The 14011-nt window shown below is 35.5% G+C and carries 13 protein-coding genes; 3 read left to right on the top strand and 10 right to left on the bottom strand.

Features of this window, described 5'->3' with window-relative positions:
• On the top strand, nucleotides 1-216 hold a 216-nt coding region (locus A9G38_RS11580; RefSeq protein WP_141671693.1), incomplete at its 5' end, for a transposase.
• Between the two features lie 5 nt (nucleotides 217-221).
• Here A9G38_RS11580 and A9G38_RS02680 read toward each other — a convergent pair.
• Together A9G38_RS02680 and A9G38_RS02675 are read right to left on the bottom strand one after the other, a co-directional pair.
• Nucleotides 222-524: a hypothetical protein gene (locus A9G38_RS02680; RefSeq protein ID WP_034914690.1), complete on the bottom strand. Its 303-nt coding sequence runs from the start codon at nucleotides 522-524 to the stop codon at nucleotides 222-224.
• Nucleotides 525-687: 163 nt separating this feature from the next.
• Complete coding sequence (locus A9G38_RS02675) at nucleotides 688-1908, bottom strand: RtcB family protein (RefSeq protein ID WP_176713217.1); 1221 nt, start codon at nucleotides 1906-1908, stop codon at nucleotides 688-690.
• A gap of 286 nt (nucleotides 1909-2194) precedes the next feature.
• Between A9G38_RS02675 and rtcR the strand changes: the two genes are divergently transcribed.
• Nucleotides 2195-3808, top strand: coding sequence for an RNA repair transcriptional activator RtcR (gene rtcR / locus A9G38_RS02670; protein ID WP_034914685.1), 1614 nt, complete (start codon nucleotides 2195-2197; stop codon nucleotides 3806-3808).
• Nucleotides 3809-3865: 57 nt separating this feature from the next.
• On the opposite strand, the gene A9G38_RS02665 is transcribed toward rtcR, so the two are convergent.
• Nucleotides 3866-4648, bottom strand: coding sequence for a DUF6882 domain-containing protein (locus tag A9G38_RS02665; RefSeq protein WP_141671692.1), 783 nt, complete (start codon nucleotides 4646-4648; stop codon nucleotides 3866-3868).
• 225 nt (nucleotides 4649-4873) lie between these two features.
• Here A9G38_RS02665 and A9G38_RS02660 point away from each other — a divergent pair, with 225 nt between their 5' ends.
• Nucleotides 4874-6271, top strand: a complete 1398-nt coding sequence (locus A9G38_RS02660; RefSeq protein ID WP_034914679.1) for an RtcB family protein — start codon at nucleotides 4874-4876, stop codon at nucleotides 6269-6271.
• Nucleotides 6272-6379: 108 nt separating this feature from the next.
• On the opposite strand, the gene pdxY is transcribed toward A9G38_RS02660, so the two are convergent.
• From pdxY to A9G38_RS02625, 7 genes are all read right to left on the bottom strand, one after another.
• Entirely contained in the window at nucleotides 6380-7246 is an 867-nt protein-coding gene (gene pdxY, locus A9G38_RS02655) for a pyridoxal kinase PdxY (RefSeq protein ID WP_034914675.1), read from the bottom strand.
• 12 nt (nucleotides 7247-7258) lie between these two features.
• Nucleotides 7259-8536, bottom strand: a complete 1278-nt coding sequence (locus A9G38_RS02650; protein ID WP_034914671.1) for an MFS transporter — start codon at nucleotides 8534-8536, stop codon at nucleotides 7259-7261.
• A gap of 138 nt (nucleotides 8537-8674) precedes the next feature.
• Nucleotides 8675-9676 carry a peptide ABC transporter ATP-binding protein gene (locus A9G38_RS02645; RefSeq protein WP_034914670.1) on the bottom strand — a complete coding sequence of 334 codons (1002 nt, stop codon included), beginning with the start codon at nucleotides 9674-9676 and terminating at the stop codon, nucleotides 8675-8677.
• Entirely contained in the window at nucleotides 9666-10643 is a 978-nt protein-coding gene (dppD, locus tag A9G38_RS02640; RefSeq protein ID WP_034914669.1) for a dipeptide ABC transporter ATP-binding protein, read from the bottom strand. Before dppD ends, A9G38_RS02645 begins: the two co-directional genes overlap by 11 nt.
• Before the next feature lie 13 nt (nucleotides 10644-10656).
• The gene (gene dppC, locus A9G38_RS02635; protein WP_034914666.1) at nucleotides 10657-11580 is read right to left on the bottom strand and encodes a dipeptide ABC transporter permease DppC; all 924 of its coding nucleotides are present in this window, start codon (nucleotides 11578-11580) and stop codon (nucleotides 10657-10659) included.
• 14 nt (nucleotides 11581-11594) lie between these two features.
• Nucleotides 11595-12611 carry a dipeptide ABC transporter permease DppB gene (gene dppB, locus A9G38_RS02630; RefSeq protein WP_034914661.1) on the bottom strand — a complete coding sequence of 339 codons (1017 nt, stop codon included), beginning with the start codon at nucleotides 12609-12611 and terminating at the stop codon, nucleotides 11595-11597.
• A 147-nt stretch (nucleotides 12612-12758) separates the two neighbouring features.
• The coding region (locus tag A9G38_RS02625) for an ABC transporter substrate-binding protein (RefSeq protein WP_065623124.1) at nucleotides 12759-14011 on the bottom strand (1253 nt) is incomplete at its 5' end.

The raw sequence follows: 14011 nt of genomic DNA, 5'->3' as shown, positions 1-14011 counted from the left end.
GGACGAACGGTGATTGCTAAACGTAATTATGGTAAGGATATAGATAAAAGCAGTATGGATAGGTGCCTTTATCGCTATCGTCATTTAGTCGAGAATGCCTTTGCTAGAATCAAGCAATATCGTTCAATATCAACTAGATACGATAAGTTAGAAAGGAATTATGCCAGTATGGTATCACTGGCATTTATGTTAATGTGGCTGCCAATGTATTGTTGAGTAATTTATGTACAGCAAAGATCAACAGCCCCTAGTAACGTTAAAATTTCTTCAACACATGTGTGTTCAGATGATGCGCCATGATGATTGCTAACCCCATCCATCGCCCCTGCTGCCCATTTTAATTTTGTATCATCAGATGATTCATCAGGAAGTGTTTGGGCTATTTCAGGCAGTTTTTCTGCATGTTGATAAGGCAGTAAAAATTGATAAATACTGATTTTATTGTTATCCCATACCATTGGAAATGGTTGAGTCGTCGCCATATTTGAGGGTTCTGTCGTTGAATTTTGAGTAGTTTCTTTCATCGTTAATCCTTTAAATATTTTATTGTTAGAATGATTAATTAGTTATTTAAATCAAATTGAATAATCATGATAGTAATGCATTATTTTTAGATTGTAATTGATATAATTAAGGTTTTTAATATTTTTATTTCCACCAATATTGAGGATTGCTCCTCAATATTTTTTACCCTTTCACACACACAACTTGTCGTAATTGATGGACAATTTCGACCAATTCATTTTGGGCTGTCATTACCGCATCAATATCTTTGTATGCCATTGGAATTTCATCAATCACGTTGGCATCTTTTCGGCATTCAACGTGTGCTGTTGCTTTAATTTGGTCTTCAATGGTAAATTTCTTTTTGGCTTCTGTTCGGCTCATAACTCGCCCTGCACCATGTGAGCATGAACAGAAACTTTCTTCATTACCAAGTCCTCGCACAATATAGCTTTTTGCACCCATTGAGCCTGGAATAATCCCTAGCTCACCTTTTCGAGCAGACACCGCACCTTTACGCGTAATGAAAATTTCTTCACCAAAATGTTGCTCTTTTTGTACATAGTTATGGTGACAATTTACCGCCGACATGTGGGTGGTAAATGGTTTAGTAATGACTTTACGCATTGCTAAAATAACATTATTCATCATTGCTTCACGGTTGAGTCTTGCAAATTCTTGCGCCCAATGCACAGCATCAACATAATCTTGAAAGTGTTCAGTGCCTTCTTGTAAATAAGCTAAATCTTTATCAGGTAGATTTTTGATATGGGCTTCCATATCTTTTTTAGCCATTTCTATAAAAAAGCTACCAATAGCATTACCTACACCACGTGATCCACTATGCAACATAATCCAAACTCGATCGGCTTCGTCCAAACAAATTTCGATAAAATGGTTGCCAGTGCCGAGTGTTCCTAAATGTCGGTAGTTATTAGTATTTAAAAAACGTGGGTATTTTTCAGTTAATTTTTCAAAACCGGGTAATAGCTGTTGCCAATAACTATCGATTAGTGATGGTGGATTTTGCCAACTACCATTATCTCGTCCTTTATGTTTTGGTGTTATGCCATGTGGTACCGCTTTTTCAATTTCATGCCGTAACGGTAATAAATTATCGGGCAAATCACTCGCTATTAAAGACGTTTGCACAGCAATCATGCCACAGCCAATATCCACTCCTACAGTTGCAGGTATAATTGCGCCTATGGTTGGGATCACACTACCGATAGTCGATCCTTTACCTACGTGTACATCAGGCATTACGGCGATATGTTTAAAAATAAACGGTAATTGTGCCGTTTTGGTTAATTGTGTTTTGGCTTCTTCTTCAACAGGCACGCCTTTTGTCCACATTTTTATTGGTTTTGCGTTATCTGTTTGTAATAAGTTATATTGACTCATTTTTAATTCCATCTAAATTTTATGTAACGTTAAGTTACTAAGTTTACAAGTTCAGTTTTATTTTGGGATGTTATCCCTTTTCTCTTGGGCGATAAAACCTTTTTTCTTATTCATTATTATAATTTGCTAAAAGTGTGCCAAAAATTAAAAAAAGATAAAAACAATTAATATCAATTTGATTTAAAACAAAAAAATAAATTTAAAACAGATCAATCTAAAAATTAGATAGATTTAAATAAGTTTGTTTTTTATAATTTTATCTATTAATTTATAAATTTTTATAAGAATGAAAAAGAATGTAGTGTTTGGTTTTTTAGGAAATGTATTGGATCAACGTGGTAAAGGTAAACGACGATGGTTGCAATGGCGACCGACTATCGATTTATGTCATCAATCTGATCTACCATTAACTCGATTTGAATTACTCTATTATCAAAACGATTATCATCTGCTTTGCGAAGTTGTTAAAGATATTAAAATTTTATCACCACAAACCGAAGTAAGGCCAATCGCAGTAAATATAGATGATCCATGGGATTTTGAACAAGTTTATACCTGCCTTTTTGATATTTCGAAAAACTACTCATTTAATTCAGAACAAGAAGAGTATTATTTGCATATCACAACAGGTACGCATGTCGCACAGATTTGTTGGTTTTTACTAGCAGAATCGCGCTATTATCCAGCTAAATTATTACAAATGTCTCCACCATCCAAAAAGGAGGTAATAGAAAAAAATTATAACTTAGAGGAAGCAGATCTTATTGCGCAAGTACCTTACGGTAATATGAATATCATCGATTTGAATTTGCATCGTTATGATAAAATCTTAACCCGTTTTCAACAATATGCCATTCAAGCAACAGATCTGTTAAAGTCAGGTATCGCTACTCGTAACCAACAATTTAATCAATTAATTGCTGAAATAGAACAGGTTGCTAGCCGATCGCATGCCCCTATTTTATTGTGTGGGCCAACTGGTGCAGGTAAATCATTTTTAGCTAAACAAATTTATTTGCTAAAACACACTAATCATCAAATTAACGGTCAATTTGTCGAAATTAACTGCGCCACCTTACGAGGTGATAGTGCAATGTCAACCTTATTTGGCCATGTGAAAGGAGCATTTACGGGGGCAAATCTCGCTCGTACTGGATTACTTAAAAATGCTGACGGGGGGTTATTATTTTTAGATGAAATTGGTGAACTTGGTCTTGATGAACAAGCAATGTTATTAAAAGCGATCGAAGAGAAACAATTTTATCCATTTGGTAGTGATAAACCGATTCAGAGTGATTTTCAATTAATTGCTGGGACTAATAAAGATCTTAAATTGGCGATTGAGAATGGTGAATTTCGTGAAGATTTGTTTGCCAGAATCAATTTGTGGAGTTATCGACTGCCGAGTTTAGCCGAACGAAAAGAAGATATCGAACCGAATATTGATTATGAATTGGCGCGTTATGCTAAAGAATACGGTATTATGCCGCGTTTCAATCAACAATCAAGACGTGCTTATTTAGCTTTTGCTACCTCTCAGGAAGCCTTATGGCAGGGTAACTTTCGTGAATTGAATAGCTCGATTATTCGAATGGCAACGTTAGCACCACAAGCTAATATTACGTTGGAACAAGTAGAAAAAGAGATTCTACGCTTAAAACAAAACTGGGGGAAACACAAATCAGATGACTCTTTAATTCCATTAGAAATAGATGAATTTGATCGCTTCCAATTGGAAAAGGTGATTGAAATCTGCCAAAAAAGTAGCTGTTTATCTGAAGCTGGCAGAAAATTGTTCGCTGTGTCTCGCATAAAAAAACAACGTAGCAATGATGCTGATCGATTAAAAAAATATTTGGCAAAGTTTGGTTTAAGTTGGGATATGGTTAATAAAGCTTAATCAATGTATTGGTAAAATCTATTCCATAAATGAAAAGATTTTTACTGACAACTGTATTTATACATTTAAACTGATTAAACGAGATTGTTCATCAAATTTAGCAACGATTCTTTGCTCACCTTTTATTGCAACAAGCTCTATTTGAGCTGTCAAATCGCTTTGTTTGACTTGATAATCTTTAGCAATCAGATAGTATTTAAGCGCCTGATAATGATCCACATCAAAGTTTGAAATAAATTGAGAAAATATTTCAAAAATTTGGTTTTGATTATTTTTCTGCTCATGGTTATCATTTTCAGATGAAGAACGCCCAAACAGATTTGTTATAAATTTTGGAAAAATTTTAGAGATTTTATTCTGGTTATTATTTTTTGAGTTAATATGATCTTTTTTTATGGTTACCAATGCTATTCCTTGCCCAAAATCAGCCAGATAATATCCATCGGTATTAAACATTCCTGTAGCAATTACCCCTATTTTGTATAAATCTTCTTGTGTAGTGTCAAATTGAGCAGAAGTGAATAAATTAATATCATTTTCTTCACCATAGCTTTTTAAACTCAACGCTTGTTCAATAACCGATGTGGGTAACTGCGATGCTTCGTTATTCCAAGACCAAAGCCATGTTTCAGAAGATAAAGAAAAAGTACCTAATAATTGAATAGAAAAGGTTATATTATCACCAAAATAGATAATACCTTGATTGATATCTATTTGCCAATTGCTATCGCCAATTATTTCATAAAAATTGAGCTGTTTTTCAAATCCATAACAACCAAAGTGCTCTAACAATTCTTTTTCTGATTTGCATGGTGTTAGCATAACTTTTTGTATCCCCATACCCATAATAATTCTTTATTTTCTCTTTTAAATTTTATGTTTTGATTTAATACTGATATGTAATCCATAATATTAATATATGGTTTATCAAATCTCAATATCTTTACAGATAAAGATTTTTTGTATAGAATGTGCCCGCTTTCCTGAATAGTGCTGCTGCAGGAAAACAGTAATTATCTTCTCAATATGAGGAGACACTATTTTATTGTTTTCTAGGTGGCTATTATGTCTACATTTACTCGTTTACAAAAACGTTTGTCCCGTCTTGGGATTGAAAGTCATTTTAATAATGATATTTATACTTTTAATAAAGAAAATACTACTGCTCAGGTATTATTGCCTAATCCTTTACCATTAGAGGAAAAAGCCGTAGAACAACTATTAAATTTTGCTTCAGTTAAAATACCTAATAGTTTAGGTAAAGTTTGTACTGCGCGTGCAACACCCGATTTTCATCCAGGTACTATTGCACCAGTAGGTAGTATTGTTGCTACCACGCAGAATTTTATTATTCCAGCTGCAATTGGCACTGATATTAATTGTGGTATGCGGCTTTTTACAACGGGCTTAAGTTATGAGCAAGTGTGTAAACAAAAGTCTTCAATTATTGCGCAATTAAAACGCGTATTATTGCAAGATGAACGTGATATTCCTGTTACGCCGCGATCTTTTCAAGCATTATTTGATCAAGATATTTCGGCATGGTTATCTGAATTACCTCAGCATGGGCTATGGAATTCGGTTAATTATGAACGGTTACGGGCAGAGCTTGATAAAATATCTGGTAATCATTTAATTGTGGCAGATAGTAAATATGCGCCTGAAGCCTTTTTTGAAAAGCGAGATATTATCCGTCCTGCTAGCTTAGGTACTGTTGGTTCTGGTAACTATTTTGTTGAGTTACAAATTGTTGATGAGATAATGGATCGTCATTTAGCTTATCAATTAGGTCTTCAAAAAAATAGTATTGTGGTTATGATCCATACTGGATCACGTGATGTTGGATTTTATATTGGTCAACGTTGGCAAGATAGAGCAAAAGCCCTATGGCCAGCTAATGAAAAACAGCCTAAATCAGGATTGTTTGGCTTGACTGATAATGACGCTAAAGCTTATTTACAAGCAATGGGCGTTGCTGCTCGATATGCTTGGATAAATCGTATTGTCATCACCGAGTTAATACGTAAATCGTTATCAACGATCTTTCATCAAGATGATAGTCAATTAGTGGTTGATATTTCTCATAATATTATTTTACCAGAGCAAGGCATGAATATTCATCGTAAAGGTGCTACGCCTGCATATACAGGTCAAATAACATTAATTCCTGGGTCGATGGGTGATCACTCTTATGTAGCAGTTGGTAAAGGTAATGAAGAGTGGTTATGGTCTTGTTCACATGGTGCAGGAAGAGCAGAAAGAAGGCAAAACATGCGTAATAAAAAGGTAGAGTTTGAAAAGACTACCTTACCATGGCAATGCATTACTCTCAAAAAAGAGCGGCTACGCGAAGAAGCGCCTATAGCATACAAACCAATTACACCAGTAATTGAAGCGCAACAAAAAGCCGATTTGATTCAAACCATAGTTAAACTTAAACCTTGGATTACGTTTAAAGTATAATTAGGAAAATATTTTGTGCTAGAATTTATTATTTAATCAAAATATTAATATAAAATTTTAGCACAAAATACTTATTGTTTAGAAGAATAACATAGAAATGATATTCTTTTATAACATCAATTCCATCCCCCGATACCGCAAATCTGGCTTTTTAATCCACGCTTGAGCATCAATAATTGCCAATTCTCGAGCCTCTTTTTGTTTGGTGATCTCTAGCACGTGATTAGCGGCATTGGCGGCTAATTCAAATGCCATTAATTGGGATTGTCCATTAATTAGATGCACAGTGAACAAGCTACAAATTAAATCACCCACACCTAATGGACGATGTGGAAAGTCATATAGTGGGCGAGCAAGATGATAGTTTTGGGTTGGCGTAGCTAACATCATTTCAAATAGGTTGGTTGTTTTGCCAGCGTGCACCAAATTTTTTACTAATATAGCTTTAATAGACTGTTTTTGTAGTTTTTTTATTGCATTTAGTACATCGTTAAATGTTTTAATTTCGATATCAGAAAGTATTTGTAATTCTAATAAATTTGGTGTGATATAGTCGGCTTGTTTAACCGCTTGCTTAGTGAAGAAATCAATAATACCTTGTGGCAGTGAACTACCTTTATTAATATCGCCCCCCATAACAGGATCACAAACATAGATAGCATTAGGATTATAGTATTTAATTTTGTTGACTGCTTCTAAGATTTCTTCGCCTTGTTCAGCAAGACCAATATAGCCCGAAATAATGGCGTCAATAGACTTTAAAACCCCAATTTTTTCTAGACTATTAACTATTCGTGTGATTTGTTTAGCACCAAGCACTATGCCATCATAATGAGGATAAACTGTATTACTGGATAATTGCACGGTATGGATCGGCATAACTTCAACGCCTTGTAGCTGCATGGCTAATGTCGATACCTTGTTACCGGCATAACCATAAACAACATTTGATTGAATTGATAATACTGTTTTCATATGTTTGCCTTATTATTCGTCATAGTAATGATAGCGGTTTAGGAGATAGATACAGATAATAGATATCAATGCTAAACAACAATAAAACAAGGCTAATGGTATCCAAAAAGATTTGTAAGTATAAATAATATATGCCCCTATCATCGGAATTAGGCTACCAAAAATGGCAGCGCAACCTTGATAGCTGATAGATAACCCTGTGTAACGTATTCTGGTAGGAAAAACTCGACTTAAATAGCCCGCTATTACGCCATAAAAGCCACTGTAGCAAATTACGTTGAGCGAAATACCAATAATAAAGCTATTTTTTGTGCCTATCTGAATGATTGGGAATAATAAAAATACCGATCCCATTGCTAAGATTGCCGAACAAATTAAAAATCGTGTAGCCGAGTATTTTTCTGAAAAATAGGCAATAAAAGGTTGCACAACAAAATGCACAATCGCAATCCAAAACAGGGCATCAACAATTATCTTGTCTTCAATACCTAGTGCAATAGTGGTATAGCCAATCATTAATGTATTAGAAAATATTCCACTAAATGACAATACATTAGCGCCAATGCTTAAAATTAATAGCGGTGTTGATTTTTTTAAAACTTCAATAATCGGTGTTGATTCTTGCTTTAAGTTTGCTTGCTTTTTGCATGATTCGATAAAGACAGGTGACTCGGTTAAGGTGACTCTAGCAATAATGCCAATAATTAATAAAATAGAACTGGCTAAAAATGGAATACGCCAATAGCCACTATTAATAAGCTCAGCTATAGGTGAACGGATAATATAAGAAAAGACCAATAATGCTAAAATATTTCCTGCTGGGCTTCCCCACTGTGCAAAGGAGGAAAAGAAGTTTTTCAACCCTTTGGGGGCATGTTCATTGGTCATAAGTACTGCACCGCCCCATTCACCACCAACCGCAATCCCTTGTAATATGCGTAATGTAACTAATAAAATTGGTGATAAAATGCCTGCTTGTTGATAAGAGGGTAATAAACCAACACAGGTGGTGGCACACCCCATTAAAACCAACGTAGTAATTAACGATTTTTTACGCCCCAAACGATCACCAATATGACCAAATAGTAACGCTCCTAAAGGACGTGATAAAAATCCCACGGCAAAGGTGGCAAAAGATCCTAAGATTTGCACAAATTGATTATCATCAGGAAAAAAAAGCTGACCAAATATTAATACTGATGCCAAGGCATAGATATAAAAATCATACCATTCAATGGTCGTACCAATAAAGGCGGCAAAAGCGACTTTTTTAGCTGATGAATTGGACATAAGTAATCTTAGGGCTATCGCGGTTGTAAGTTAATAATGAGTACGAAACTAGCACAAAACTATTAATATGACAATTTGTTATCTTCTAAGAAAAGAAAAATGCAATGGATAGATTTAGTATCTAATTTAGTGACAGAATTAACTGTCACCTTTATTATTTTCCTCTATACAGAAACACGCAATTTTATGTTCATTATAATTAATAAGCTGTGGTTGTTCTGTTGTACAACGTGAAAATGCTAAACGGCATCGAGCATTAAACGCACAACCCATAGGTGGATTTAGCGGACTTGGTAATTCACCTTCTAATTTAATTCTATCTCGTCTAAGATCAGGATTTAATCTTGGGTTTGCTGATAATAGTGCCTGAGTATATGGATGTTTAGGGTTACGATAGATTTCATCTTTTCGTCCTTGTTCAACGCAACGACCCAAATACATTACCATTACGTCATCAGCAATGTGTTCAACGACGGAAAGGTCATGAGAAATAAAAATATAAGATAAACCTAGGTCTTGCTGTAGATCCATCATCAAATTTAGCACTTGTGCTCGTACAGAAACGTCTAATGCTGAAACAGGTTCATCAGCAACTACTATTTCGGGATCAAGCATTAAACCTCTTGCGATAGCAATGCGTTGACGTTGTCCTCCTGAAAACATATGGGGATAACGGTTATAAAACTCTTCTTTTAATCCAACTTTTTGCATCATTGATAGTACTTTTGCTTTACGATCATTTGCTGTTAGATCAGTATTAATAATTAGAGGCTCTTCTAATATGGAACCGATTTTTTTGCGCGGGTTCAATGATGAGTATGGATTCTGGAAAACAATTTGAATCTTTTGGCGACGCAATTTTTGAGCTTGTTGATCATTATCCAACAAATTCTGATTTTTAAAATAAATTTCTCCAGATGTGGGTTTTTCAATCATTGTTAGTAATCTTGCTAATGAGGATTTACCACAACCTGATTCACCGACAACCGCAAGTGTTTTAGCTTTGTCTAATGTAAAAGATACACCGTCAACGGCTTTAACTTGCTTGGTTTCAGAAAAAAGTCCCGTTTTAACATGATAATATTTTGTCAAGTTTCGGGCATCAAGCAGTAATTCATTATTTTCCATGTTATTGTTCATATTGTGGTATCCCTTCGCTTGATAGTGGATAATGACATTTTACTTTTCTAGTTTCACCATAGCTAACTAGTGTTGGTTCTTGGGTATAACAATGTTCAGTAGCATAAGGACAACGAGGGTTGAGTAAACAGCCTGTTGGTCGATCATATTTTCCTGGTACAACGCCTGATAATGATGCTAATCGTTCTTTATCTTGAGTAAACTCAGGGAGAGAGCGTAATAGTGCCTGTGTGTAAGGGTGTAATGGTTTTTTAAAGATAATTTCAGCATCTCCTATTTCAACCACCTGTCCAGCATACATTACAATAATTTTTTGTGCAGCCTCAGAAACTAACGCTAAGTCATGAGTAATAAGAATTAATGCCATATTATTTTTGCGTTGCAACTCAAGTAATAACTCAATAATTTGCCCTTGAATTGTGACATCTAGTGCTGTTGTTGGTTCATCAGCAATTAAGAGTTTTGGATTGCATGCAATGGCTATTGCAATCATTACTCGTTGGCTCATTCCGCCAGATAACTGGTGCGGATAAACCTTTAATCGATTTTCAGCATCAGGAATTCCTACTAATTTAAGCAATTCAATCGCTCTTGCTTTGAGCTCTTTTTTACTGCCACCTTGGTGGATTTTTAATGTTTCAATGATTTGGTAACCTATGGTAAAACATGGGTTTAAGCTAGTCATCGGATCTTGAAAGATCATTGCCACATCTGCACCTACAATTTTACGGCGCATTTTAGTTGAGATTTGTTGAAGATCTTTGCCATCAAAGTGTAATGCATTTGCATTGACTTTACCGGGAAAATCAATTAATCCCATTATGGCGAGTGAACTAACTGATTTTCCTGAACCTGATTCACCAACAATACCAACAACTTGCCCTTGCTCAACGTCATAACTAATGTGATCTACTGCTTTAAATCCACCAAATTGAACAGATAATTCTTTTACTTCTAATAGTGCCATGACTGTATCTCCATTACTGTTTCAATTTAGGATCAAGTGCGTCTCGCAAACCATCTCCCATTAAGTTGAAAGCTAACACTGTCATTAAAATTACTAAACCAGGAAAGGTAACGACCCACCATGCTGATTGTGCAAATTGCAATACGTCAGCAAGCATTGTTCCCCATTCTGGTGTTGGTGGTTGTGCGCCCATGCCTAAAAAACCTAATGCAGCCATGTCTAAAATTGCGTTCGAAAATCCTAATGAAGCTTGTACAATTAATGGTGCTAAGCAGTTTGGTAGGATGTTGATAAACATTTGTCGTAAGGGTCCCGCCCCAGCAACTCGTGAGGCGATCACATAATCTTTATTAATTTCAGCAATCGTTGCTCCGCGTGTTAAGCGAACATAATGTGGTAATGCAACAAAAGCTAATGCTATTGAAGCGTTAATAATTGATGGACCAAATATTGCAACTAATACAAGTGCAAGTAGTAAACTTGGTAATGCAAGCATGATATCCACTGCACGCATAATTACATTGTCTAAAAAACCACCTACATAACCAGCAATTAATCCTAATGTAATCCCTAAAATCAATGAGATAATGACTACTAAGCAACCGACTAATAAGGATAAACGGGCACCATAAATGAGTCTGGATAGGATATCTCGTCCCACATCATCAGTTCCTAAAATAAATTGCCAACTGCCATCTTTCATCCAAACGGGTGGTGTTAGTAATGCATCTCTAAATTGTTCAGAAGGGGAATGTGGTGCAACAAAATTGGCAAAGATAGCTAGTAATACAACAATAATAATAAAGACTAGTCCAACGACTGCACCTTTATTTTTTGAAAAATAGAACCAGAATTCACGCATAGGCGTTAATGGTTTAGGTACGACTAAACTGGTGTCTTGCGTATTGGTTGGTTCAGTAATAACCTGTTTATTCATCTGTAAAAACACTCTTATTTATGTCTAATACGTGGGTTAATAACCCCGTACAACATATCAACTAATAAATTCACTAAAATAATTATGACCGCAACAATTAAAACGCCACTTTGTACAACGGGGTAATCTCGACGCTGTAGCGCTTCAATTAACCAACGACCAATTCCTGGCCATGAAAAGACGGTTTCGGTCAATATGGCGCCGGCAAGCATTGTACCAACTTGTAAACCGATAACGGTAACAACAGGGATCATTGCATTACGCAATGCATGAACAAGGACGATTCGCATTCTACTAACGCCTTTAGCTCGTGCGGTTCGAATATAATCTTCACTCAATACTTCTAACATAGAAGAACGAGTCATGCGGACAATTACTGCTAATGGAATGGTTCCTAACACAATTGCAGGTAAAATTAAGTGAGTAACTGCATCGATAAAATCTTCCGTTTCACCCCATAATAAAGTATCTATTAACATAAATCCGGTTAAAGGATTACTTTCATCTAAGAAAAGCATATCACTAACACGACCAGATACAGGGGTTAAATTTAAGTGCACTGAGACTAACATGATTAGCATCATCCCCCACCAAAAAATTGGCATGGAGTAACCTGTTAAAGATAGCCCTATTGCTGTGTGATCAAATATTGAACCACGTTTCACTGCGGCAAGAACACCGATTGGGATCCCAAAACTAACTGCAAACAACATTGCGCAAAATCCAAGTTCAAACGTTGCTTTAAATCGGGGTACAAATTCATCCCATACTGGAATTTGGCTTTTAAAAGAGGTTCCTAAATCGCCATGAAGCATGTTTATAATATATTGAAAATATTGTTGATACAGTGGTTTATCTAAACCCAGTTGAGTCATTAATTCAGCATGGCGTTCAGGGGTTAAACCTCGCTCTCCTGCAAGCACCATAATGGGGTCACCCGGAATAAGGTGAACAAAAATAAAAGTAAGTAGTGTGATGCAAATAAACGTTGGAATAAGTACACCTAACCGCTTTAGAATAAATTGAAACATGTAGTAGCTCTTAAATATTGCTTTTAAACTATCGTTTATAAAATAGATAAAATTTTTATTATTATTAAAAAATAGATTTATAGCTCTAAATTTAGCAAAACCCAACGTAGTGATTAACCACACATTGGTGGTTAATCGTTAGGAATACTATTTTTCAAGCGTAACTTGGTTAAAGTCATGTAATGACAGAGGCGCCATAATATAGCCTTTAACTTCTTTGCGTAATGGCATATAAACCATTGAATGCGCAATCATCAATGCAGGTGCTTGATTATGCATTTCAACTTGTGCTTGTTTATATAGCTCAACTCTTTTTTCGTGATTTGACTCAATACGCGCTTGTTGCAATAAATCATCAAATGGTTTGTAACACCAGCGTGAATAGTTTGAACCTGCTTTAACCGCATCACAGCTCATCAAGACAGAATAAAAGTTATCAGGGTCGCCATTATCTCCAGTCCAGCCCATTAATACAGCATCATGTTCACCATCACGAATACGAGATAGATATTCTCCCCATTCATAACTCACAATTTTAGCTGTTACGCCAATTTTAGCCCAATCCGCTTGAATCATTTCGGCCATACGGCGTGCATTTGGGTTATATGGGCGTTGTACTGGCATTGCCCATAAATTGATAGTAAACCCGTTCTCTAATCCCGCTGATTTTAATAACTCTTTTGCTTGCGCTGGATCATAAGGATAATCTTTCACTTCATCGTTATAACTCCACATTGATGGAGGAATAAAGTTTTTAGCTGGTTCAGCTGCACCTTGAAAAACAGCTTTTATAATCGCATCTTTGTTCACGGCCATATTTAATGCTTGGCGGACTTGCAAATTATTAAGTGGCGGCTTATCCATATTGTAGGCTAAATAGCCAATGTTAACGCCAGCCATTTCTTTAACAACAATATTTTTGTCTGATTTCATTCGTTCAACATCGGCTACATTTGGGTATGGCATAGCATGACACTCGCCTTTCTGTAACTTAGCATAACGAATTGCGGCATCAGGTGTAATAGAAAACACTAAGCGATCAAGTTTGGCTTTTGGACCAAAATAATCGGGATTTGCTTTATAAAGAATTCTGGAGTCTTTTTGGTATTGTACAAAAGTAAATGGGCCCGTACCAACAGGAACTAAGTCTAATTTTTCTGGTGTGTTTTTCTTAAGCATAGCATCAGCATATTCAGCTGATAAAATTGATGCAAATGACATTGCTAAATCTGCTAAAAAAGGGGCTTCTGGATGGTTTAATTCAAATACAACAGTATGGTCATCAATCTTTTTAATTTCTTTGATTAAATCTGGGAATCCCATACTTTCAAAGTATTCATATTGTCCACCAGAAACTTTGTTATAAGGATGATTTTTATCTTTTTGTCGCATAAATGTAA

It is taken from the genome of Gilliamella sp. Imp1-1, assembly GCF_001690415.1.
Classification (GTDB): Bacteria; Pseudomonadota; Gammaproteobacteria; order Enterobacterales; family Orbaceae; genus Gilliamella; species Gilliamella bombi.
The sequence above is the reverse complement of the archived record's forward strand: the minus strand, read 5'-3'. Positions and strand labels throughout refer to the sequence as shown.